18 protein-coding genes and 1 pseudogene are annotated in these 23,339 nt (G+C 72.5%); 5 read left to right on the forward strand and 14 right to left on the reverse strand.

Translation table 11 applies throughout. The features are described 5' to 3' along the window. Window positions 1-23: 23 nt before the first annotated feature. The gene (locus AB0M97_RS02725) at window positions 24-1,265 is read right to left on the reverse strand and encodes an arginine deiminase (RefSeq protein WP_365958873.1); all 1,242 of its coding nucleotides are present in this window, start codon (window positions 1,263-1,265) and stop codon (window positions 24-26) included. Window positions 1,266-1,398: 133 nt separating this feature from the next. On the opposite strand from AB0M97_RS02725, the gene AB0M97_RS02730 reads away from it, so the two are divergent. Together AB0M97_RS02730 and AB0M97_RS02735 are read left to right on the forward strand one after the other, a co-directional pair. Next, window positions 1,399-2,469, forward strand: coding sequence for an SPFH domain-containing protein (locus AB0M97_RS02730; protein ID WP_365958874.1), 1,071 nt, complete (start codon window positions 1,399-1,401; stop codon window positions 2,467-2,469). After that, entirely contained in the window at window positions 2,466-3,362 is an 897-nt protein-coding gene (locus tag AB0M97_RS02735) for a hypothetical protein (protein WP_365958875.1), read from the forward strand. The genes AB0M97_RS02730 and AB0M97_RS02735 overlap by 4 nt, the downstream gene beginning before the upstream one ends. 4 nt (window positions 3,363-3,366) lie before the next feature. Here the strand turns inward: AB0M97_RS02735 and AB0M97_RS02740 are convergent, their stop codons facing one another. From AB0M97_RS02740 to AB0M97_RS02765, 6 genes are all read right to left on the reverse strand, one after another. After that, window positions 3,367-5,907, reverse strand: a complete 2,541-nt coding sequence (locus tag AB0M97_RS02740) for a polynucleotide kinase-phosphatase (RefSeq protein WP_365958876.1) — start codon at window positions 5,905-5,907, stop codon at window positions 3,367-3,369. Beyond that, complete coding sequence (locus AB0M97_RS02745; protein WP_365958877.1) at window positions 5,904-7,367, reverse strand: 3' terminal RNA ribose 2'-O-methyltransferase Hen1; 1,464 nt, start codon at window positions 7,365-7,367, stop codon at window positions 5,904-5,906. The genes AB0M97_RS02740 and AB0M97_RS02745 overlap by 4 nt, the downstream gene beginning before the upstream one ends. A 254-nt stretch (window positions 7,368-7,621) precedes the next feature. After that, entirely contained in the window at window positions 7,622-9,982 is a 2,361-nt protein-coding gene (locus tag AB0M97_RS02750; protein ID WP_365958878.1) for a glycoside hydrolase family 3 N-terminal domain-containing protein, read from the reverse strand. Then, window positions 9,979-10,797, reverse strand: coding sequence for a carbohydrate ABC transporter permease (locus AB0M97_RS02755; protein ID WP_365958879.1), 819 nt, complete (start codon window positions 10,795-10,797; stop codon window positions 9,979-9,981). The genes AB0M97_RS02750 and AB0M97_RS02755 overlap by 4 nt, the downstream gene beginning before the upstream one ends. Then, on the reverse strand, window positions 10,794-11,750 hold the full coding sequence (locus AB0M97_RS02760) for a sugar ABC transporter permease (RefSeq protein ID WP_365958880.1): 957 nt from the start codon (window positions 11,748-11,750) through the stop codon (window positions 10,794-10,796). The genes AB0M97_RS02755 and AB0M97_RS02760 overlap by 4 nt, the downstream gene beginning before the upstream one ends. 7 nt (window positions 11,751-11,757) lie before the next feature. Next, window positions 11,758-13,059 carry an extracellular solute-binding protein gene (locus AB0M97_RS02765; RefSeq protein ID WP_365958881.1) on the reverse strand — a complete coding sequence of 434 codons (1,302 nt, stop codon included), beginning with the start codon at window positions 13,057-13,059 and terminating at the stop codon, window positions 11,758-11,760. Between the two features lie 138 nt (window positions 13,060-13,197). Between AB0M97_RS02765 and AB0M97_RS02770 the strand changes: the two genes are divergently transcribed. The 3 genes from AB0M97_RS02770 (at window position 13,198) to AB0M97_RS02780 (ending at window position 16,756) form a co-directional block, all read left to right on the forward strand. Further along, complete coding sequence (locus tag AB0M97_RS02770) at window positions 13,198-14,220, forward strand: LacI family DNA-binding transcriptional regulator (RefSeq protein WP_365958882.1); 1,023 nt, start codon at window positions 13,198-13,200, stop codon at window positions 14,218-14,220. A gap of 337 nt (window positions 14,221-14,557) precedes the next feature. Further along, entirely contained in the window at window positions 14,558-15,919 is a 1,362-nt protein-coding gene (locus tag AB0M97_RS02775) for an endo-1,4-beta-xylanase (protein WP_365958883.1), read from the forward strand. Window positions 15,920-16,027: 108 nt separating this feature from the next. After that, window positions 16,028-16,756, forward strand: coding sequence for a polysaccharide deacetylase family protein (locus tag AB0M97_RS02780; RefSeq protein ID WP_365958884.1), 729 nt, complete (start codon window positions 16,028-16,030; stop codon window positions 16,754-16,756). A gap of 116 nt (window positions 16,757-16,872) precedes the next feature. Here AB0M97_RS02780 and AB0M97_RS02785 read toward each other — a convergent pair whose 3' ends face one another. From AB0M97_RS02785 to AB0M97_RS02815, 7 genes and pseudogenes are all read right to left on the reverse strand, one after another. Next, the gene (locus AB0M97_RS02785; protein WP_365958885.1) at window positions 16,873-17,793 is read right to left on the reverse strand and encodes an LLM class F420-dependent oxidoreductase; all 921 of its coding nucleotides are present in this window, start codon (window positions 17,791-17,793) and stop codon (window positions 16,873-16,875) included. A 708-nt stretch (window positions 17,794-18,501) separates the two neighbouring features. Continuing rightward, window positions 18,502-18,942, reverse strand: a pseudogene (locus AB0M97_RS02790) (DUF6099 family protein); the annotation flags it as partial. Between the two features lie 181 nt (window positions 18,943-19,123). Then, entirely contained in the window at window positions 19,124-19,459 is a 336-nt protein-coding gene (locus tag AB0M97_RS02795) for a nucleotide pyrophosphohydrolase (RefSeq protein ID WP_365958886.1), read from the reverse strand. A gap of 40 nt (window positions 19,460-19,499) precedes the next feature. Further along, window positions 19,500-19,889 (reverse strand): cell division protein SepF, encoded by a 390-nt coding sequence (locus AB0M97_RS02800; protein ID WP_365958887.1) that lies wholly within the window; start codon window positions 19,887-19,889, stop codon window positions 19,500-19,502. Between the two features lie 141 nt (window positions 19,890-20,030). After that, entirely contained in the window at window positions 20,031-21,056 is a 1,026-nt protein-coding gene (locus AB0M97_RS02805) for a hemolysin family protein (protein WP_365958888.1), read from the reverse strand. Next, entirely contained in the window at window positions 21,053-22,387 is a 1,335-nt protein-coding gene (locus AB0M97_RS02810) for a hemolysin family protein (protein WP_365958889.1), read from the reverse strand. The genes AB0M97_RS02805 and AB0M97_RS02810 overlap by 4 nt, the downstream gene beginning before the upstream one ends. Window positions 22,388-22,802: 415 nt before the next feature. Continuing rightward, window positions 22,803-23,192, reverse strand: a complete 390-nt coding sequence (locus AB0M97_RS02815; protein ID WP_365958890.1) for a nuclear transport factor 2 family protein — start codon at window positions 23,190-23,192, stop codon at window positions 22,803-22,805. Between the last annotated feature and the right edge of the window lie 147 nt (window positions 23,193-23,339).

Here is a 23,339-nt window from a genome sequence, read left to right on the forward strand (position 1 = left end):
GCCGCCTTCCTGTCCCGCCGGGGCTACGCGCCGACGGCGCCCCGTTCCACCGGGCAGCTCATGCAGCGCGGACCGCCCCGGCCCCGGCCCAGTTCACTGCCCGGGATCTCGATGACCTCGATGCCCTGTTTGCGCAGATGGGTGTTGGTGGTGGCGTTGCGCTCGTAGGCGACGACGACACCCGGCTCGACGGCGAGGACGTTGCAGCCGTCGTCCCACTGCTCGCGCTCGGCCGCGTGCACGTCCTGGGTGGCGGTCAGGACGCGGATCTCGCTGAGCCCGAGGGCGGCGGCGATCGCGCGGTGCATGTGCTCGGGCGGATGGTCGGTGACCTTCAGCTCCTTCTCGCCGGTGCCCGGTTCGATGGTGTACGAGCGGAGCATGCCGAGCCCGGCGTACTGGGTGAAGGTGTCGCCGTCGACCATCGTCATCACGGTGTCGAGGTGCATGAACGCGCGCCGCTTCGGCATGTCGATCGCCACGATGGTGGTCGCGGAACCGGCGGCGAACAGCTTGTGCGCGAGCATCTCGACGGCCTGGGGCGTGGTGCGCTCGCTCATGCCGATGAGGACGGCGCCGTTGCCGATGACGAGGACGTCGCCGCCCTCGATGGTCGAGGGGTAGTCGGCCTGCCCCTCGGACCAGACGTTGAACCCCTTGCCGTAGCCCTCCTCGCGGAACAGGGGGTGGTGCCGGTAGATCGCCTCGAAGTGCACGGTCTCGCGCTGCCGGGCCGGCCAGCGCATCGCGTTGATGGAGACGCCGTCGTATATCCAGGCGGAGGTGTCCCTGGTGAACAGGTGGTTGGGCAGCGGTCCGAGCAGGAAGTCGTCCAGGTCCATGGCGTGGAAGCGCACGGAGGTCGGTTCGGGGTGCGCGTCCAGGAACTCCCGCTTGGTCATGCCGCCGACCAGCGCCTCGGCCAGGTCGCGGGAGGGCAGCGACTCGAAGGCGGCGCGCAGATGGTCGGCGGCGAGGGGGCCGTAGGCCTTCTCGTGGAAGACGCGGTCCAGGACCAGGGTTCTGGCCTCGGGGACATCGAGGGTCTCGGTGAGCAGGTCGCCGAAGAGGTGGACGGTGACGCCGCGGTCGCGCAGCACGTCCGCGAACCCGTCGTGCTCGGCGCGCGCCCGGCGCACCCAGAGCACGTCGTCGAAGAGGAGCGCGTCCTTGTTGCTGGGTGTGAGCCTTTTGAGTTCGAGATCCGGCCGGTGCAGGATGACGCGGCGCAGCCGCCCGGCCTCGGAGTCGACATGGAATCCCATGCCTCCATCCTGGCCATTCCGGACCGCCTTCACCCGCTTCTCGACCGATTCCGACACCTTCTGTTTTTCGTCCTCTTGACGATAATCGGACCGCTCCATTATCGTCGATGTGACGAAATCACTGGGGGGTCTCATGGCCGACATCACCCGGCGCCTCGGCTGGCGCCATCTGCGCGGCGCTCCGACGGCGCACGTCCGGCACCACCGGTCCGGGAAACTCGTGCACGACGGGCCCGGTCTCAGCTTCTGGTACCGGGCGCTGACCGCCGCGCTGTCCGAGGTGCCGGTGGACGACCGGGAACTGGCGATGACCTTCCATGCCCGCACCTCGGACTTCCAGGACGTGACGGTGCAGGCGACGGTCACCTACCGCGTCGGTGATCCCGCGCTCGCCGCCGAGCGGCTGGACTTCTCCATCGACCCGGACACCGGCGCCTGGCGCGGCGCGCCGCTGGAGCAGCTGGGCACACTGCTCACCGAGACGGCCCAGCAGCACGCGCTCGACGTCCTGGCCCGCACGCCGCTCGCCACCGCGCTGGTCGACGGCGTCGCGGCGGTGCGCGAACGGGTCGCGGCGGGCCTCGCGGCCGAGCCCCGGCTGCCCGCCACCGGCATCGAGGTGGTCACCGTGCGGGTCGTGGCACTCAGACCGGAACCGGAGGTCGAGCGGGCCCTGCGCACCCCGGCCCGCGAACTGATCCAGCAGGGCGCCGACCGCGCCACGTACGAGCGGCGGGCCGTGGCCGTCGAGCGGGAGCGGGCCATCGCCGAGAACGAGCTGGCCAGCAGGATCGAACTCGCCCGCCGCGAGGAGCGCCTGGTCGAGCAGCAGGGCACCAACGCCCGCCGCACCGCCGAGGAGCAGGCCGCCGCGGACGCGGTGCGCGCCGAGGCGGAGGCGGCCCGCACGGTCAGGCTCGCGGAGGCGGAGGCCGCCCGGACGGTACGGCTGGCGGAGGCTGAGGCGACCCGTTCGGTGCGGCTGGCCAGGGCCGAGGCCGAGGGGGCGCGGGAAGTCGGCGAGGCGCGCGCCCAGGCGCAGGCGGCGTGGCTGCGCGTGCACGCGGACGCCGACGTGGCGACCCTGCACGCCCTCACCGGCGCGCGGCTCGCGGAGAACCTGCCGCGGATCGACAGCGTGACCGTGTCGCCGGACGTGCTGACCGGGCTGCTGGCCCGGCTGGGCGGCGGGGAGCGGGCGTGAGCCTCGCCCCGCGGGCCGTGCTCGTGCACCGCACCACGGAGTACGAGGAGCTGGTGGCCCGGCACGGCACGCACGGGCAGGCCGCGTTCTTCCTCGCCTCCCGGGGCCGGGACATCGCGGAGATCGCCGCCCGGCACCACCGCACGCGGCGGGCGCTGGCCGAGGTCTCCGCGGCCGTGCCGCTCACCTGGCGGCAGGCCCGGGTGGAACGCGCCGACCTGGACCGGTTCCTCTTCGCACCGGAGGACGTGGTGGTCGTGGTCGGACAGGACGGGCTGGTGGCGAACGCCGCCAAGTACCTCGCCGGCCAGCCGGTGATCGGCGTCGACACGGACCCCGGACGCAATCCGGGCGTGCTGGTGCGGCACGCGGTGGGCGACGCGGGCGCACTGCTGCGGTCGGCGCACGCGGGTGCGGCGACGGACGACCTGACGATGGTCGAAGCGGTCGCCGACGACACGCAGCGGGTGGTCGCCCTCAACGAGATCTACCTGGGCGCCGCGGGCCACGCGACGGCCAGGTACCGCCTGGGCCCCGACGGCGACGGGGGTGTCGTCGAGGCCCAGGCCTCCTCGGGGGTGCTGGTCGGGACCGGGACGGGGGCGACGGGCTGGATCCGGTCGGTGTGGCAGGAGCGCGGCGCGGGGCTGCGGCTGCCGGGCCCCGCGGAGACGCGGCTGCTGTGGTTCGTCCGCGAGGCCTGGCCCTCGCCCGCCACCGGCACGTCGCTGGTGGCGGGCGAGCTGACGGCCCCGGCCGCGCTGCGCCTGACCGTCGAGTCCGAGCGGCTGGTCGCCTTCGGGGACGGCATGGAGGGCGACGCACTGCAACTGACCTGGGGTCAGTCCGTGCGGGTCGGGGTGTGCACGCGGCGGCTGCGGCTGGTGGTCTGACCCGTCACAGCCGGGGGTCCACCGGCTCCGACTCCAGGGCCAGCACGCCGAACACCGCCTCGTGGACCCGCCACAGCGGCTCGCCGTCCGCGAGCCGGTCCAGCGCCTCCAGGCCGAGGGCGTACTCGCGGACCGCCAGGGATCGCTTGTGGTTGAGGAAGCGGTGGCGCAGCCGGTCCAGGTTCTCCGGGCGGGTGTACTCGGGACCGTAGATGATCCGCAGGTACTCGCGGCCCCGGCACTTGATGCCGGGCTGCACCAGCCGCCCCCGGTGGTCGCGGACCAGCGCGCCGAGCGGCTTGACGACCATGCCCTCGCCGCCGCGGCCGGTCGTCTCCAGCCACCAGTCGACGCCGGCGCGCACCGACTCCGGGTCGCCGGTGTCGACGTACAGGCGCCGGGTCGTCCGGAGCAGGCCGCTGCCGTCGTGCTCCACGAGCCGGTCGATCAGCGCGAGCTGCTCGTCATGCGGGAGCGCGGCGAGGCTGCGGCCCTGGACGGCGAGGATCTGGAACGGGGCCAGGCGCACGCCCTCCAGGCCGTCCGTCGTCCAGCAGTAGCGCCGGTACGCCGCGGTGAACGCCGCCGCGTCCGAGGCCCGGTCACGCTGCCGTGCCAGCAGGTCCGCCACGTCGACGCCCCGGGCCGCCGCGCCCTCAAGCGCGGCCAGCGCGCCCGGGAACACCGCGCCGGAGGCGGCGCCCACCGCGGCGTACTGCGAGCGCAGCAGCCCGGACGCCTTCAGCGACCACGGCATCAGCTCGGCGTCCAGCAGCAGCCAGTCGGTGTCCAGCTCCGCCCACAGTCCGGCCTGGTCCACGGCGGTGCGGAGCCGGGCGAGGACCTCCTCGGTGACGGACTCGTCGTCGAAGAACGGGCGTCCGGTACGGGTGTAGAGCGAGCCCGTCGGGCCCGTCACGCCGAAGCGTCTCGCCGCCGTCCGCGCGTCCCGGCACACCAGGGCCACGGCCCGCGACCCCATGTGCTTCTCCTCGCACACGACGCGCGCGACCCCGTCGGCGGCGTACTGCGCGAAGGCCTCCGCCGGGTGCTCCAGGTACCCGTCGGCCTGCGACGTCGCGGTGGGCGCCATCGTCGGCGGCAGGTACGGCAGCAGCCTCGGGTCCACCGCGAAGCGGCTCATGACCTCCAGCGCGGCGGCCCCGTTCTCCTCCCGGACGGTGACACGGCCCGCGTGCCGGGTCTCCACGGCGCGCCGGCCGCTCACGTCCGCGAGGTCGAGCGGGCGCCCGTCCTGCCCGCCGGGCGCCTCGGACCGCAGCGGCTTCACCGGCTCGTACCACACGCGCTCGGCCGGTACGTCGACCAGTTCGCGCTCCGGCCAGCGCAGCGCGGTGAGCCTGCCACCGAAGACGGCGCCGGTGTCCAGGCAGATCGTGTTGTTCAGCCACGTCGCCTCCGGGACCGGGGTGTGGCCGTACACCACGGCCGCGCGGCCCCGGTAGTCCTCCGCCCACGGGTAGCGCACCGGCAGCCCGAACTCGTCGGTCTCGCCGGTCGTCTCGCCGTACAGGGCGTGGCTGCGGACCCGGCCGGAGGTGCGGCCGTGGTACTTCTCGGGCAGCCCGGCGTGGCAGACGACCAGCCGGCCGCCGTCCAGGACGTAGTGGCTGACCAGCCCGTCGATGAACTCCCGTACCTCGGCGCGGAACTCCTCGCTCTCGGCGTCCATCTGCGCGACGGTCTCGGCGAGGCCGTGGGTGTGCCGGACCGTGCGGCCCTTGAGGTGGCGGCCGAACTTGTTCTCGTGGTTGCCCGGCACGCACAGCGCGTTGCCCGACTTCACCATCGTCATCACGCGGCGCAGCACGCCCGGGCTGTCCGGGCCGCGGTCCACGAGGTCGCCGACGAAGACGGCCGTGCGGCCCTCGGGGTGCCTGCCGTCGACGTAGCCCAGCTTGCCGAGCAGGGCCTCCAGTTCGGCGGAGCAGCCGTGGATGTCACCGATGATGTCGAACGGCCCGGTGAGGTGGGTCAGGTCGTTGAACCGCTTCTCGGTGACGACGGTGGCGTTCTCGACCTCCTCCACGCCGCGCAGCACGTGCACCTTGCGGAAGCCCTCGCGCTCCAGGTGCCGCAGGGAGCGGCGCAGTTCGCGGATGTGGCGCTGGATGACCCGGCGGGGCATGTCGGCGCGGTCGGTGCGGGCCGCGTTGCGCTCGGCGCACACCTCCTCGGGTATGTCGAGCACGACGGCGATCGGCAGCACGTCGTGCTCGCGGGCCAGTTCGACGAGCCGGCGCCGGGCGTCCTGCTGCACGCTGGTGGCGTCGACCACCGTGCGGCGGCCGGCGGCCAGGCGCTTGCCGGCGATGTAGTGCAGCACGTCGAAGGCGTCGCGGGTCGCGCTCTGGTCGTTCTCGTCGTCGCTGACCAGGCCGCGGCAGAAGTCCGACGAGAGCACCTCGGTCCGCTTGAAGTGCCGTCGGGCGAAGGTGGACTTGCCGGCGCCGGACGCGCCGACGAGCACGACGAGGGAGAGGTCGGTGACGGGCAGGACGCGCCCCTTGGGTGTCCCGGTCATGCCGCCTTCGCCTCCTTCTCGGTCTGCACGGTGAACACGGCCAGCTGCGTGGGCGGGCCGACCTCCGGGTCGTCGGGGCCGACGGGTGCGAACTCCACGGCGTAGCCGTGCCGTTGGGCGACGGCCTGCGCCCAGGTGCGGAATTCGGCGCGGGTCCACTCGAAGCGGTGGTCGCCGTGCCGGACGTGCCCGGCGGGCAGGCTCTCCCAGCGGACGTTGTACTCGACGTTCGGCGTGGTCACGAGGACGGTCCGGGGGCGGGCCGCGCCGAACACCGCGTACTCCAGGGCGGGCAGCCGCGGCGGGTCGACGTGCTCGATCACCTCGCTGAGCACGGCGGCGTCGTAGCCCCCCAGCCGGTTGTCGGTGTAGGCGAGGGAGCCCTGGAGAAGCCGGACGCGGGCCGCCTGGCGCTCGCCCATCCGGTCCAGCTTGAGCCGCCGCCCGGCGATGGTGAGCGCCCGCATCGACACGTCGACGCCGACGATCTCCGTGAACCGCGGGTCCTTCAGCAGCGTCTGCACCAACTGGCCCTGGCCGCAGCCGAGGTCGAGGACGCGGGCGGCACCGGACGCCCGGAGCGCGGTGACGATCGCGTCCCGACGCTGCTCGGCGAGCGGGGCCGGCCGCTCCTCGGTCTCCGCCTCCGTCCCGACCGCGTTGTCGATCTCCTCGACCTCGCTGTCGTCGGCCTCGGCCAGCCGGACCAGCTCCAGCCGCTGCATCGCCTCGCGCGTCAGCGACCAGCGGCGCGACAGGTAGCGGCTGGTGATCAGCCTCTGCTCGGGGTGGCCGGCCAGCCAGCCGTCCCCGGCCCGCAGCAGCTTGTCGACCTCGTCGGAGGACACCCAGTAGTGCTTGGCGTCGTCCAGTACGGGCAGCAGGACGTACAGGTGCCGCAGCGCCTCGGCGACGGTCAGCCCGTCGGACTCCAGGACGAGACGCACGTACCGCGAATCGCCCCACTGCGGGAACTCCGCGTCCAGCGGCACCGGTTCCACGGTGACCGTCCAGCCGGCCGGTTCGAACAGACGCCGTACGAGGTCGGCGCCGCCGCGGGCGGGCAGCGCGGGCACCTCCACGCGCAGCGGGCGCGGCTGCCCGGGAAGCTCCGGGCGGGCGTGGCACACGCCGCGCATCGCGCTGGAGAAGACACTGCTCAGGGCGACGGCGAGCAGCGAGGACGCGGCGTAGGGGCGGTCGTTGACGTACTGTGCGAGCGCCGCGTCGGGGGCGCCGCCCCGGCCCTTGCCCCTGCCGCGCCGCACCAGCGCCACCGCGTCCACCTCCAGCAGCAGCGCCGCGGTGCAGCGTCCGGCGTCCGCCTCGGGGTAGAGGACGTGGGCCGTGCCGTAGGAGGTGGCGAACGCCTGCGCCTTGTCGGGGTGCTTGTGCAGCAGGAAACCGAGGTCGGTCGCGGGGGACGCGGGGGTGCCGGTGGTGGTGATCGTCAGGAACACGGGTGCCTCTGAGGTGGCGGTGGGTGGGATGCGCCTGGGCGCGTTCGGCTCACCGTACCGAGGGGGTGTCCCGTGGTGCCTGTCGATTTCGGGTGCGGGTGGGCGCAGGTGCCGCCGGGCTGCGCGGCCCGGCGTTCGCGGGTGCCGCCTGCGCCCGCCCTCCCCCTGGGGCCTGTCGTTTGGATCACCCCGGCGTCGCGGGGTCGGCCCGGAGGCACAGCGCGTCACCGCCAGGCCGATCCGAACGACAGGTCCTAGGCGAACGTCGCGTGGAGGCGCCGTGTGTGGTCCACCTCCCGGGGTTCGCCCGTCAGTCTGACCCGGGCCGTCAGGCGGGGCTCGGCGCTGGAGGCCGACAGGCGCAGCTCCAGCTCGCCCGGCTCCACCACGCGGCGGCCGTCGCGGCCCGTGAAGGACGCCAGGTCCGCCGGGACCGTCACGCGGACGCGGCGGGACTCGCCGGGGGCCAGCGGGACGCGGGTGTAGCCGACGAGGCGCTGGACCGGCTGGACGACCGAGGCGACCGGGTCGTGCAGGTACAGCTGGACGACCTCCGTGCCGGGCCGCTCCCCCGTGTTGCGGACGGTCAGGGAGAGCCCGAACTCGCCGTCGGTGGCGGCCTCTTCGGCGTCCACGGCCAGCTCGCTCCACGCGAACGTCGTGTAGGTCAGGCCGTGGCCGAAACCGAACGCCGGGGTGGGGTCGATGTTCGACACCTCGCTGGCGTGCGCGAGCCGCGCGCCGAGGTACGTCGTCGGCTGGGCGCCCGGGCCGCGCGGCACGCTGACCGGCAGCCGCCCGCAGGGCTCGGTGCGGCCGCTGAGCACCCCGGCGATGGCGGCGGTGCCCTCGACGCCGGGGAAGAAGGACTGCACGATCGCGGCGGCCTCGTCCACGGCGCGGCCGAGGGCGTAGGGCCGTCCGGCGAGCAGCACGGTGACGACGGGTCTGCGCGTGTCGAGCAGCGCGTCGAGGAGCTGCTGCTGGGCGCCGGGCAGGGCGAGCGACTCGGCGTCGCAGCCCTCGCCGCTGGTGCCGCGGCCGAACAGTCCGGCGCGGTCGCCGAGGACCGCGACGACCACGTCGGCGTCGCGCGCCGCCTGCACGGCCTCGGGGATGCCGAAGACGTCGCCGTCGTCGACGCCGGTGCCGCGTACGACGGTGATCTCGGCGTCGGGGAACTCGGCGGCGAGCGTGTCGCGCAGGGTGGGCAGGTCGATGCCGGCCGGGGACTCCGGGTGGTGCACGCCGACGTGCAGCGGGAAGGAGTAGCAGCCGAGCACGGCGGTGGGCTCGACGGCGTTCGGGCCGACGAGCGCGATGCGGCGCGGCCGGTCCAGGGGCAGGACACCGTCGTTGGTGAGCAGCACGACGGCCTTCTCCGCGACCTCGCGGGCCAGGGCGCGGTTGCCGGCCGTGTCCAGGTCGATGCTGCCGCGCAGCGCGTCGGGGTCGTCCAGGTCGGCGCCGTCGAGCGCGGCCGGCACCGGGTTCCAGTCCGGGTCGAGCAGTCCGAGCGCGGCCTTCTGGGTGAGCACCCGGCGCAGCGCGCGGTCGATGAGCCTCTCCGGGACGCGGCCCGCGGTGACGGCCTCAACCAGGGGCGCGCCGAACGTCTTCACGGTGGGCAGTTCGATATCGACGCCGGCCCGCAGCGCCGCGCCCGCGGCGTCGGCCCAGTCGCCGGCGATGCCGTGCAGGGTCTTGAGGAAGGCGATGCCGAAGTAGTCGGCGACGACCGTGCCGTCGAAGCCCCAGGTGTCGCGCAGCAGCCCGGTCAGCAGGTCCTCGTCGGCCGCGGCGGGCAGGCCGTCGGTGTCGGTGTAGGCGTGCATGACGGAGCGGGCGCCGCCCTCGCGGATCGCCATCTCGAACGGGGGCAGCAGCACGTCGGCGCGTTCCCGGGCGCCCATGGGGGCGGGGGCGAGGTTGCGTCCGGCGCGGGAGGCGGAGTAGCCGACGAAGTGCTTGAGCGTGGCGACCAGTCCGGTGGACTCCAGGCCCTGCACGTAGGCGGTGCCGATGGTGCCGACGAGGTACGGGTCCTCGCCGATGGTCTCCTCCACGCGGCCCCAGCGGGCGTCGCGCACCACGTCGAGGACGGGGGCGAGGCCCTGGTGGACGCCGACGGCACGCATGTCCCGGCCGATGGCGGCGGCCATGCGGCGGATCAGCTCCGGGTCGAAGGTGGCGCCCCAGGACAGCGGCACGGGGTAGGCGGTGGCGCCCCAGGTGGCGAAGCCGGCCAGGCATTCCTCGTGGGCGACGGCCGGGATGCCGAAGCGGTTCGCGGCGGCGATCCGGGTCTGGGTGCGCAGCAGTGACAGCGCGCCCAGCGCGGGGTCGACGGGGGCGGTGCCGAACGGGCGGGTCAGCTGGCCCAGGCCGGTCGGCAGCAGCGCGTCGAGGTCGACGGCCTCCTCCATGTCGTGCTGGTGGGGCGCCACTTCGCCGCCCTCGTCGGAGGCGCCGACCCAGACCCCGTAGAGCTGGGCGATCTTCTCCTGGAGGGTCATGGCGTCGATCAGGGCGGTGACCCTGGTGTCGATGTCGTGGGCGGGGTCGTTCCACAGGGGGACTTCGGGGGTGGTCTCAACGGCCACGTTGGCGGTCACTTTCCTCCGACGCCCATCAGGCCCTGGACCAGGGCGCGACGGGCGAACAGGTAGACGAGCAGGACGGGCACCATGGACAGCACCACGGCTCCCAGCAGACCGGGGATGTCGATGCCGTGTTCGGTCTGGAAGTTGTAAAGACCCAGGGTCACGACCTTGGTGGAGTCGGACTGGGTCAGGACGAGCGGGAACAGGAAGCCGTTCCAGGCCTGCAGCGCGGAGAACACCACGATCGTGGACAGCCCGCCGCGGGAGAGCGGGAGCACGAGCTGGAAGAACATCCGCCGCGGGGTGGCGCCGTCCATGGCCATCGCCTCGAACAGCTCCGAGGAGATGTCGCGCATGGCGCCGCTGAGGATGAGCGCCGACATCGGCAGGCAGAACGCCGCGGTGGGCAGGATGACACCGAGGAGGTTGTCGTACAGGCCCGCCTCGCTGATCAGGTAGAACATCGGCACGATGACGGCCTGCGCCGGGATCGCCAGGCCCAGCAGGAACAGCCGGAACACGTGCGAGGTGACCCGGCTGCGGCTGCGGACGATGGCGTAGGCGAGCGGCGGGACCAGCAGCAGCACCACCGCGACGACGCACCCGGTGACCAGCAGCGTGTTGAGGAAGTACCTGCCGAAGCCGCTGTCGAAGGCGCCCGTGTAGTTGTCCAGGGTGAAGGTGTCCGGGATGGACACCGGGCCGTTCTCGGCGTAGTCCGAGCGGGTGCGCACCGTGGCGGCGAGCATCACGTACAGCGGCATGCCGATCAGGAACAGCCAGAACAGCGAGCCGGCGCCGGCGAGGTAGTTGGGGCGGCGCCTCATGACACACCCTCCATGGAGCTGCGCATCTTGTCGTAGCCGGAGAGGCGCACGACGATCAGCGAGATGACGGTGGCCGCGACGACCAGGGCGAGGGCGATGGCGGCGCCGGCGCCGAAGTCGAAGCCCTTGAAGGCCTTCTGGTACATGTAGTAGGCGCTGATGGTGGTGTCGGTGCCGGGTCCGCCCTGGGTGAGGATGAGGACCGTCTCGAACGTGGTCAGGCCGCCGACGATCATCAGGATCATCGAGGTGATCATCGAGTTGCGCAGCTGGGGCAGCGTGATGTGGAAGAACGTCCGGTAGCGGCCCGCCCCGTCGATCTCCGCGGCCTGGTAGAGCACGTTCGGGATGGCGCGGGCGGCGCCCTGGTAGATCAGGGTGTGGAACGGGGTGAACTGCCAGGTGCTCACGAACGCCAGCACCCCGATGGCGGTGGCCTGTTCACCGAAGAGGTTGCCGTCGCCGAACAGCCAGGTGGCGCTGGCCGGGATGCCGAAGTTCGGGTCGAGCAGCGCCCGCCACAGCACCGACACGGCCGTCGCGGACAGCAGCAGCGGCACGAAGTAGATGACGGACAGCACGGCGCGGTTGCGCTGGTGGCCCGCCGCCCACACGCCGAGCACGATGCTCAGCGGCGTCTGGATGACCACGCCGAGCGCCGTGAGCAGCAGGGTCAGCCAGATGCTCTTGAGCATCACCGGGTCGTCGGCGATGCGCGACCAGTTGTCCAGGCCGACGAACTCCGGTGAGCCCAGGCCGTTCCAGGTCATGAACGACAGCACCGCGACCATGATCAGCGGGACGATCGCGAAGAGGGCGAAGAACACCGTGGCGGGCAGGGCCCAGGCGAATCCCGGGCGTGCCACGTTGGCGACGTAGGAGCCTTCCGGCCGCCGCCGGGCCCGCTTGCGGGGCCCGGCGGCGGTGGGCGGGCTCGTGATCTGAGTGGTCATGAGCCGTTCATTCGGTCGGGAGGGCCTGCATGGCCTTGATGAAGCCGTCGGCGTCGATCTGGCCGTTGAAGAACTGCTGGACGGCCTGGTGGATCGGCGTGATGGCGGACGGCGGGTACGCCTGGTCCCACGACAGCTGGAACGACGGGGCCTTGGCGACCAGTTCGTACTGGAAGCGGGAGTACTCGGGGCTGGCCGCGGTGTCCAGGAACTTCTTGGTGTTGGTGGTGGTCGGCAGGTTGCCGATCGCCATCTGCGCCTTCACGAACTTGTCCGAGTACATGAGCTTGAGGAACTCGGCGACGGCCTCGGGGTGCTTGGTCTTCTTCAGCACCGAGTAGAAGTTGTTGGTGTTGCCGGCGACGTTGCCCGGGTCGCCCTTGCCGCCCTCGACGGTCGGGAAGGCGCTGTAGCCGAGGCCGTCCTTGGCGAAGGACGGGGCGTCCTCCTGCTGCTGGGCGTAGTACCAGGAGCCCATGAGCTCGAAGCCGGCCTTGCCGGAGGCCAGCAGCGCGGGCGAGGCGCCGTTGGTGTACTTCACGGAGTCGTAGTTCTTGCCGAAGGCACCGGCGTCGATCAGCTCCCTGAGCATGCTCAGGGCCTTCTTGCTGTCGGCGCTGTTCCAGGCCTCCTTGTCGCCTTCGAGGGCCTTCTGGAAGAGGCCGGGGCCGGCGACGCGGTCGTACAGGTACTGGAACCACATCTGGGTCGGCCAGCGGTCGCCGCCGCCGAGCGCGATGGGGGTGACGCCCTCGGCCTTGAGCTTCTTGACCGCGGCGATCAGCTCGTCCCAGGTCTTCGGCGGCTGGACGCCCGCCTTGTCGAGGACCTTCTTGTTGTGGAACAGCAGGACCGGCTGGGTGCCGCGCATCGGGATGCCGTACGGCTTGCCGTCCACGACCGCGCTGTTGAAGACGGACGGCAGGAACTTGTTCTCCAGGTCCGGGTCGTCCTTGATGAAGCCGTCGAGCGGCATCAGCAGATCTGCCTTGACGAAGGGCTGGATGCTGCCGCCGCCCCAGTTGAAGAAGATGTCCGGGGCCTGCGGAGTGTTGATGATCGTCTGGAGCTTCTGCTGGTAGTCGGCACCGGGAATGGTGTCGAGGACCGCCTTCACGTCGGACGTCTTGTTGAACGTGTCGACGATCTGCTTCTCGACCTTGTTGCTCGCGTCCCCGTACACGAGGACATGGATCTTCCCGTCGTCCGACGAGCCCCCACCGTCGCCGTCACCGCAGGCGGACAGGCTCAGCGCGAGGGCGAGCGTCGCTGAGGCGGCGACCAGTCTGGGCAGCGCACGTGTCTTCATCGTTCGCCTTTCGAAAGTTTCGGCATCTTCGCCGAAAGTCCATGCTCCGGGACAGTAGGTGGAGACCCGAGTTTCGGTCAACGGTCCTGCACGGAGTCGCCCAAACCGTTATCGGCACGCGTGGCCTATCCTGCGGGCATGCAGGATGACGACGAGGTGGGCGGCAGGGTCACCCTGGCCGCGGTGGCCAAAGAGGCCGGGGTTTCGCTGGCGACAGTTTCGAAGGTCCTGAACGGTCGTTCGGATGTCTCGGACGCCACCCGCGCCCGCGTCGAGGGCATCCTCGACACCCACGGCTACCGCCGCCGCGCCCAGGGCGCGTCCCGGTCGCCGCTCATCGAACTCGTCTTCCACGAGCTGGACAGCATCTGGGCGATGGAGCTGATCCGCGGCGTGGAGAACGTCGCCAAGGAGAACCGGGCGACCGTGGTCCTCACCGAGAGCGGCACGCGGCACGCGCCCTCGCCCGACTGGATCGAGGGGGTGCTGCGGCGCCGGCCGCTGGGGGTCGTGCTGGTCTTCTCCACGCTCCCGGAGGACGTGAAGCGGCAGCTGCGCTCCCGGGCGATCCCGTTCGTCATCATCGACCCGGCCGGCGACCCCGACCCCGACGTGCCGTCCGTCGGCTCCGCGAACTGGGCCGGGGGCCTCGCGGCGACCCGGCACCTCACCGACCACAAGCACGAGCGCGTCGCCATCATCACCGGGCCCGAGGACATGCTGTGCTCGCTGGCGCGGCTCGACGGTTACCGCTCGGCGATGGCCATGGCGGGCCTGGAGATAGACGCCGGCCTGGTGCGGTTCGGCGACTTCCACGTGCAGGGCGGCTTCGAGCACGCCATGGACCTGCTGGACCGCCCGGACCGGCCGACCGCGATCTTCGCCGGCAGCGACCTGCAGGCCCTCGGCGTCCTGGAGGCGGCCCGCCTCAAGGGCCTGAGCGTCCCGGACGACCTGTCCGTGGTCGGCTACGACGACGTCCCGCTCGCCCAGTGGTCGAGCCCGCCGCTGACCACCGTCCACCAGCCGCTGCGCCACATGGCCGAGGAGGCCGCCCGCATGCTGCTGCGCCCTGACGTCCCGGGCAAGGCGGCCCAGCGGATAGAGCTGGCGACGCACCTGGTGACCCGGCAGAGCACGGCTCCGCCACGGGGGGCGTGACGGGCCCGGGCGCCTCCCCCGGGCCGACCGGCTCGGCCACTGCCGCGCCGCGGCCGGGAGAGCGGCGAATCTTTCGAGCCACCCCGGGGACGCGCCGCGGCCCCGTGCCGACCGCCTCTGACCCCGCCGAACGTGACGGCAGAGCCGCTCCGTGCCTCCCGTGACGCTCCGCGATTCCTGCGCGACCGGTTGACCCCGCGACCACCCGGCCGTACCTTCTGCGCAGCAATTCGGAAACGCATACGAAACTTTCGTCTTGCACGAACCAGCTCATCCAGCCCTCCCGCTCGCAGGCCGCGCCACCCGGCGACGGCCCCCAGAAGGGGATGACATGCCCATGAGCACCGCACGCAGTACCCGTACGTCCCGGGCCCGCAGAGCTCTCGGCGTCGGCATGGCGAGCCTGCTCGCCATGGCCGGCGTCACCGCGCTCGCCGGGACCGCCGACGCCGCGACGACCCTCGCCTCGGCGGCCTCCGCCAAGGGCCGCTACTTCGGTACCGCGGTCGCCGCCAACCGCCTGAGCGAGGCCGCGTACGTGACCACGCTCAACACCGAGTTCAACCAGGTCACGCCCGAGAACGAGATGAAGTGGGACGCCCTCGAGCCCTCCCGCAACTCGTTCACCTTCGGCGCCGCCGACCAGATCGTCAACCACGCGGTGAGCCGCAACATGCTGGTGCGCGGCCACACCCTGGTGTGGCACTCCCAGCTGCCCAGCTGGGTCGGCAGCCTGAACGCCACCGACCTGCGCTCGGCGATGAACAACCACATCAACCGGGTCATGGGCCAGTACAAGGGCAAGATCCACTCGTGGGACGTCGTCAACGAGGCGTTCCAGGACGGCTCCAGCGGCGCCCGCCGCAGCTCACCCTTCCAGGACAAGCTCGGCAACGGCTTCATCGAGGAGGCGTTCCGCACCGCGCGCGCCGCCGACCCGGCCGCCAAGCTCTGCTACAACGACTACAACACCGACGGCGTCAACGCGAAGAGCAATGCCGTCTACAACATGGTCAAGGACTTCAAGGCCCGCGGCGTCCCGATCGACTGCGTCGGCTTCCAGTCCCACTTCAACAGCCAGTCCCCGGTCCCCAGCGACTACCAGGCCAACCTCCAGCGCTTCGCCGACCTCGGCGTGGACGTGCAGATCACCGAGCTGGACATCGAGGGCTCCGGCACCGCCCAGGCCACCAGCTACAGCAACGTCGTGAAGGCGTGCCTCGCCGTCACCCGCTGCACCGGCATCACGGTCTGGGGCGTCACGGACAAGTACTCGTGGCGCGCGAGCGGCACACCGCTGCTGTTCGACTCGAACTACCAGAAGAAGCCGGCGTACCACGCGGTCATCGCGGCGCTCGGCGGCACCCCCGACGACGGCGGCGGGGGCTCCCCCGGGGCCTGCACGGCCACCTACACCAAGACCGCCGAATGGGACAGCGGCTACAACGGCCAGGTGACCATCAAGGCGGGCAGCTCCGCCATCAGCGGCTGGAGCGTCCCCGTGACGTTCACCGCGCCGCAGAAGGTCACCTCGACCTGGAACGGCACGCCCAGCTGGGACAGCAGCGGCAACGTCATGACGATGAAGCCCAGCTGGAACGGATCGCTCGCCGCCGGGGCCACGACGAGCTTCGGCTTCTCCGTGGCGAAGAACGGCAGCAGCACACCGCCCGTCGTCGGAACCTGCACCGCCTCCTGAAGGTCCGCAAGCCCGCACGCCCGCACGTCGCACGTCCGCACGTCCGCACCCACAAGCCGGGTCCCCCGTGAGGCGCCCCCTCACGGGGGACCCGTTCCGGAGTACCACATGCACAAGCTCCCCAGGCTCTCCCTCGTCGCCCTGACCGCGAGCGCGCTCCTCGCCACGCTCGGTGCGTCCGCCACGGCCCACGCCACCGCTCCCGGCGACGGCCCCGGCGCACGCGGCGTCTGCCGCAACGGCCACGTCGCCCTCACCTTCGACGACGGCCCCGCCGAGAGCACGCCCCGGCTCCTCGAGGCGCTCACCGCCAACCGGCTGCGCGCCACGATGTTCAACACCGGCTCCAACGCGGCGGCCCGCCCCGATCTCGTCCGCGCCCAGACCGCGGCCGGCATGTGGGTCGGCAACCACAGCTACACCCACCCGCACATGACCCAGCTCCCCGCCGACCAGGCCTACGCCGAGATCGCCGACACGCAGCGGGTCCTGACCGGCATCCTCGGCACCGCGCCGGCCCTCTTCCGCCCGCCCTACGGCGAGACGAACGACCAACTGCGCGAGCAGCAGCGGCAGCTGGGCCTGACCGAGGTCCTGTGGACGGTCGACTCCCGCGACTGGGCGGGCGCCTCGGCCGAGGAGATCGTCGCCGCGGCGGCCACGCTCCGGCCGGGCGGCATCATGCTCCTGCACGACTGGTCGGCCGACACCCTCGCCGCGATCCCCGGCATAGCGAAGGTGCTGCGCACCAAGGGCCTGTGCACGGGCCGGATCGTCCCGTCCGCGCCGTCCGGCGAGGACGGGGCCGCCCCGCAGGCGGTCGTGGTCAAGCCCTGAGCAACGCCGGGCGCGCCGCCCGTCGGCCGTCGCCCGTCACAGTCCGGCCCGTCGGTCTCTGTTCGAGAGACCGACGGGCCGGCGGTCGTGGCGGGGCGCCCTGCCCGGGAGATGTGTTACGGCAGCTGCGCCTGGACCTGGGAGGAGATCAGCTCCAGGTGGTCCAGGTCGTCCAGGTCGAGGATCTGGAGGTAGATGCGGCTGCTGCCGATCTCCGCGTACCGGCCGATCTTGTCGACGACCTCGGCCGGGGAACCCGCGAGGCCGTTCAGCTTCAGCTCGTCGACCTCGCGGCCGATGGCGGCGGCACGGCGGGCGACCTCCCGGTCGTCCCGGCCGACGCAGACGACGAGGGCGTTGGAGTAGATCAGCTCGTCGGTGCGGCCGGCCGCCTCGGCCGCGGCGCGGACCCGGCCGAACTGGCGCTCGCTGTCCTCGACCGAGGCGAACGGGATGTTGAACTCGTCCGCGTAGCGCGCGGCGAGCCGCGGGGTGCGGGTGGCGCCGTGACCGCCGATGAGCACCGGGATCTTCGCCTGGGTGGGCTTGGGCAGCGCGGGCGAGTCGGTGAGGTCGTAGTACGTGCCGTGGAAGTCGAAGGTCTTGCCGACCTTGGTCTCCCACAGGCCGGTGATGATCTCCAGCTGCTCTTCCAGCCGGGCGAACTTCTCCTTGGGGAACGGAATGCCGTACGCCTTGTGCTCCTCCTCGAACCAGCCTGCGCCCAGGCCCAGTTCGACCCGGCCGCCCGACATCTGGTCGACCTGCGCGACCTGGATGGCGAGCACGCCGGGCAGCCGGAAGGTTCCTGCGGTCATGAGCGTGCCGAGGCGGATGCGGCTGGTCTCGCGGGCGAGTCCGGCGAGGGTGATCCAGGCGTCGGTGGGGCCGGGCAGGCCGTCCACCGATCCCATGCGCAGATAGTGGTCGGAGCGGAAAAAGGCGTCGAAGCCGAGGTCCTCGGTGGCCTTGGCGACGGTGAGCAAGGTGTCGTAGGTGGCCCCCTGCTGGGGCTCGGTGAAGATACGCAGATCCATACCCCCCATCCTGCCCGCTGCCACCCCGTGCCGGTCCGGCGGACCCCGCCCGCGCGGGGCCCCGGACGGGTGAAATCCCGCGGGGCGTCAGGGCGGCGGGTGATCACCGGCGCCCGCATGCCGGGTGGCCGCGGGGGCACTGGCGTCGGCGTGGCAGCCGGGCCGGGGGAATTGACGCCCGCGTGGCAGCCGGGCCGGCGACCCAGTCGCCGACAGGCACGGGGGCATTGAGGGCCCGGGAGGACTGACGCCAGCGTGGCAGCCGGGCCCGGGAGGACTGGCGCCCGCGTGGCAGCCGGGCCGGCGACCCGGCCGCCGGCGCGGGCACGGGGGCCGCCATCAGCCGTAGGGGGAACCACCCAGCCGCAGGCAGGCCACCCCGGGCGCCGGCGGAGCCACCAGCCGCAGGCGGACGGCGGCCACAGCCGGGGCACCCCGGAGGCGGGCGTGCCCCAGGGGCAGCACCGGCCACCGGCGGACAACCACTTGCCGCGGGCAAGCCACCCACCGGCCACAGGCGGAACCACCCACCGCAGGCGTCCCACCCCGGCCACAGGCGGAGCCACCCACCGCAGGTCGGCCACCAGCCGCGCGCGTTCAGCCCGCCTCGCGCTGCGGCAGCATGGGCTCCCGGTAGACCTCCGGCAGCAGGCCCTCCCGTGGCACGGCCGGCAACACCACCGCCGGCACCTCCTCCCGGTCCGCCGGCTCCCGGTCCGCCAGTCTTCGCAGCATCTCCCGCACCCGGTCCCGTGACTCGTCGGCCGCGTCGATGGCCTCCATGCACTGCCAGTACGTGCCTTCGTCGTCGGCGGCGCAGGCTATGCCGACGAGAGCCATGCCTATCTCGCCCAGTAACCCGCCGAGCCGCGTCAACGCCAGCCGCGCGTCGCCCAGTTCGGTGAGCTGGGCCGCCAGCAGCTCGCCCGGGCCCAGCTCGGGCCGGGTGAGCACCCCGCAGCCGCGGCCCGCCAGCTCCGTCAGTCCCAGTGCTTCGCCGCGCAGTTCGGGCGGTCCGGCGACCGCCAGCCGACTGCCTATCGCCTGTGCCAGGGCCTGCGCCTGCCACACCTCCGCCAGCACCTCCGGCACGTCCCCGCTCGCCGCCAGGGCACGCCTGCTCGTCAGGATGAGCCGCGTCGCGTCCATGCGCTGCCCCCGTCTGTCCCGACGCGCTGCCCGCGCGTCCGCCCGAACTCCACCGTCCACTACCCAGAGTGAGTGAGCTTGGGGCGAAAAGCTAGAGGAAGACGGAAATCTTCGGACAAGAAGTCGAGAGCCGAGGGTTTTTCCATCACCCAGTGTGATAACGGAGTTTGCCGTTCCGCCGCTAGGACTCCTCGCCGGGGACGGGGAACCGCCGTTCGTTGCGGTCGATCTTCGCGTCGAGCGCCGCCAGCGGGTCGATGCCGAGCACGTCGCAGAGCTGGAGCAGATACGCGAGCACGTCGGCGACCTCGTCCGTGACACGGTGCGCGGTGTCCGGGTCGGCCATCACGCGCGCCGACTCCTCGGGCGTCAACCACTGGAAGATCTCGACGAGTTCGGAGGCCTCGACGCTGAGCGCGGCGACGAGGTTCTTGGGGGTGTGGTAGGGCTGCCAGTTGCGGGCCGCCGCGAACTGCGCGAGCCGTTCCTGGAGCCGGGCGAGTCGGAGATCGGTCACGGCTCCAGGTGTACCACCGGCACCTCACGCGCCCGCGCACTCACACCCCCGGTACCGCCGCGCCCTCCATCAGCCCCGTCACCTCGGTCCCGGCCGGCGTCAGCAGGAACACGTTCCGGTCGACGCGGTGCATCCCGCTGGCGAGGCCGAAGACGACGCCGGTGCTGAAGTCGAGGACCCGCTTGGCGACGTCCGGCTCCGCGCCGGTCAGGTCGAGCAGCACGGGGACGCCCCCCATCAGCGTCTCGGCGACCTCGCGGGCGTCCGCGAAGACGTTGACCCGCAGCACGACGAACCGGCGGCGCGTCTCCGTCTCGTCGTCGGGCAGCGCGCGGTGGTCCACGGAGGACGGCCAGGCGTCCCGGCCGCGCAGCGGAACGACCTGGGCGAGCCCTTCCCACTGTTCATCGGTGACGTCGTGGCTGTTCACCGGCTCCCCCCGTTCCGATTCGCCTCCATTGCCTGCATCAGCCAATTCTTACGGCACGTCACCCGTACGGCCCAACTGCGACACGGTGCGCGACCGTCACAACCGTCACTTTCGCGCCGGGCGGGCCGGACGGGCTCCGGGTCAGGGCCGTCCCGCCGGGGCCGGGCCCACGAGTTCCGTCAGGACGTCCTCCATCGTCACGAACCCGATGACCTTGCCGCTCTCGCCGAGCACGGCGGCGAGATGCCCGCCGTCGGAGCGCATCGCGGTCAGCGTGTCGTCCAGCGGGGTGTCGATGCGGACCCGGGTGACCCGGTGCAGCGCGCTGCGCGGGAACGGCCGGTCGCGGTCGGTGACGCCGAGGGTGTCCTTGATGTGCAGGTAGCCGAGGAGGGTGCCGTCGGCGTCGGTGACGGGGAAGCGGGACAGGTTCGCGCGGGCCGCCGTACGTTCCAGTTCGGCCGGGGTGACGGTGGCGCCGACGGTGTGCATCCGCTGCACCGGCACGAGGATCTCGCCGACGGGCCGGGTGCCCAGTTCCAGGGCGTCCCGGAGCCGCTCGCCGTCGGCGGGGGTGAGCAGTCCGGCCTGGCTGGAGTCCACCACCATGCGGGCCAGCTGGTCGTCGGTGAACACGGCCCCGACCTCGTTCCTCGGCTCGACCCTGAGCAGCTTCAGCAGCGCGTTGGCGAAGGCGTTGATCCCGAAGATCACGGGCCGGAACGCGCGGGTGAGCGCCACCAGCGCCGGGGCGAGGGCCAGCGCGCTGGGGACGGGGGCGGCGAGGGCGATGTTCTTCGGCACCATCTCGCCGACCAGCATGTGCAGATACGTCGCCACCGTCAGCGCGATCACGAAGGCGACCGGGTGCACCAGCCCGTGCGGCAGGTGCGCGGCCTCGAAGCCGGGCTCCAGCAGACGGGCGATGGCGGGTTCGGCGACGGCGCCGAGCACCAGCGAGGACACGGTGATGCCCAGCTGGGCGGTGGCCATCATCGCGGAGAGGTGCTCCAGCGCGAACAGGGTCGCCCGGGCCCGCTTGTCGCCGTCCTGGGCGCGGGGCTCGATCTGGCTGCGCCGCACCGAGACGAGGGCGAACTCTGCGCCGACGAAGAACGCGTTGGTGAGCAGGGTGAGCGCGCCGACGGCGAGCTGGATCGCGGTCATCGGGCCTCCTGCGCGAGCTGCCGCGCGGCGGGGCGGGGCGCGGCGATGCGGACGCGGTCGGCGCGGTGGTGCTCGACCGCCAGGACCTCCAGCTCCCAGCCGTCGAGGGCGACGAGATCACCCTTGGCGGGGATGCGGGCCAGGCGGGTGGCGATCAGCCCGGCCAGCGTCTCGTAGGGGCCGTCGGGCGCGGGGAGTCCGACGGCGGCGAGTTCGTCGAGCCGTACGCTGCCGTCGGCCTCCCAGACGGTCCGGCCGTCCCCGGTGGCCTGGGTGGGTGACAGGCCGGGGGCCTCGTCGGGGTCGTGCTCGTCGCGGACCTCGCCGACGACCTCCTCGACGATGTCCTCCACGGTGGCGACGCCGGCCGTGCCGCCGTACTCGTCCACGACGACGGCCATGGTGCGGGCGGCGCGCAGGCGTTCCAGGAGCCGGTCGGCGGTCAGGGTGTCGGGCACCAGCAGCGGTTCGGTGGCCAGTTCGGTGACGGGGGTGGAGGCCCGGCGGGCGGGTTCCAGGGCGAGGACGTCGCGGATGTGGACGGAGCCGATCACCTCGTCCAGGCTGCCGCGGTAGACCGGGAAGCGGGACAGGCCGGTGGCGTGCGACAGGTTGGCGGCGTCGGCGGCCGTGGCGTGCGCCTCCAGGGCCTTGACGTCCACGCGGGGCGTCATGACGTTCTCGGCGGTCAGCTCGCCGAGGTGCAGGGTGCGGACGAAGAGTTCGGCGGAGTCGGCCTCCAGGGCGCCCTCGGCGGCGGAGTGCCGGGCGAGCGCGACCAGTTCCTCGGGGCTGCGGGCGGAGGCCAGCTCCTCGGCGGGCTCGAGTCCGAACCGTCGTACGCAGCGGTTGGCGGTGTTGTCGAGGTGCCGGATGAGGGGCCCGAAGGCGGCGGTGAAGCCGCGCTGCGGCCCGGCGACGACCTTGGCGACGGCCAGCGGCCGGGAGATCGCCCAGTTCTTCGGGACCAGCTCGCCGACGACCATCAGCACGACGGTCGACACGAGCACGCCCAGCACGGTCGCCACGGACGAGGCGGCCCCGCCGAGACCGGCCGCCCGGAGCGGTCCGCCGAGGAGCGCGGCGAGGGACGGCTCGGCGAGCATGCCGATGACGAGCGAGGTGACGGTGATGCCGAGCTGGGCGCCGGACAGCTGGAAGGTGAGCCGCCGTACGGCCTTCAGGGCGCCGTCGGCGCCGCGCTCACCGGCCTCGGCGGCCCGCTCCAGGTCGCCGCGCTCGACGGTGGTCAGGGAGAACTCGGCCGCCACGAACACCGCGCAGGCGAGGGTCAGCAGCAGGGCGAGCACAAGCAGCAAAACCTGGGTCACCGTGCCACCCCCGCTTCCGGCGCGGCCACGGGCCGTGGACCGCGGGGATGGGCACGGCTGGGACTGGGAGGCTCACCCATGGGGGGACCGTCGCTCCTTCTTCGAACGCTCACACACTCACACGACAGGAACGCCGCTGTTCGCAGGATCGCCTGTCTCCCCACCTACTGTAAAGGAGTCGCAAAAGAAGGTCGCCGTCCGGGATTTTCCCCTCGCACGAGTGCTACGGCGACGGGGCCGGGCAGCCGGTGGGCGGGCCGTCGTCGGATCACCGAGGGGCCCCGGTTTCCGGCGGTTCCAGATGCGGGGGCGAGGGCCGGGCTCGGGGGCGGGGCGGTCAGGGAATATCAGGGAGCCCGCCACCGGCCACCGGCCCCTGTCCCCCTCGCCCGGCATGCCGACCGCGACCGCCGGCTCACCAGTTGCGGGTGACGGAACGCAGCGCGATCCAGTCGCCGCCCACGCGGGCGTAGGCCGTGGTCAGCTGGAGCCGCCAGTCCGCGTGCGAGCCGTGCAGGTCCGCGTCCGCGATGATCCGCCCGACCAGGCGCGCGGTGCCGCCGTCGGCATCGGCGTTAACGGTCACGGTCTTCTCCTCGACCCCGTGACAGACGAACTCCCCGGTCCGGATCTGGGCGATCCACTCCTCCTTGGAGTGCTCACGCCCCGTGATGTCGGTGAGGGTGAATCCGGCGTCGAGCAGGGCGTCCAGGGCGTCCGTGTCACCCTCGGTCATCGCCCGCAGTTGAGCCCGGTAGGCGTCGATGACCTCCGCGCGTGTCTTCAGGTCGGGTGAGGGGTTCATGTCGGCTTCCGTCTCCCGCGGTCGTGTCCCTCGGCCGGGGAGTCCGGCACCCGGCGCGTGTCTGTCCCTGGATCATGCGGCTTGCCGCCGCCTCCCCGGCGCACGCCGCGCCGCACCGGCACGGCCGTCGTGCACTCGGCCCACACC

Source organism: Streptomyces sp. NPDC051207 (genome assembly GCF_040682395.1).
Classification (GTDB): Bacteria; Actinomycetota; Actinomycetes; order Streptomycetales; family Streptomycetaceae; genus Streptomyces.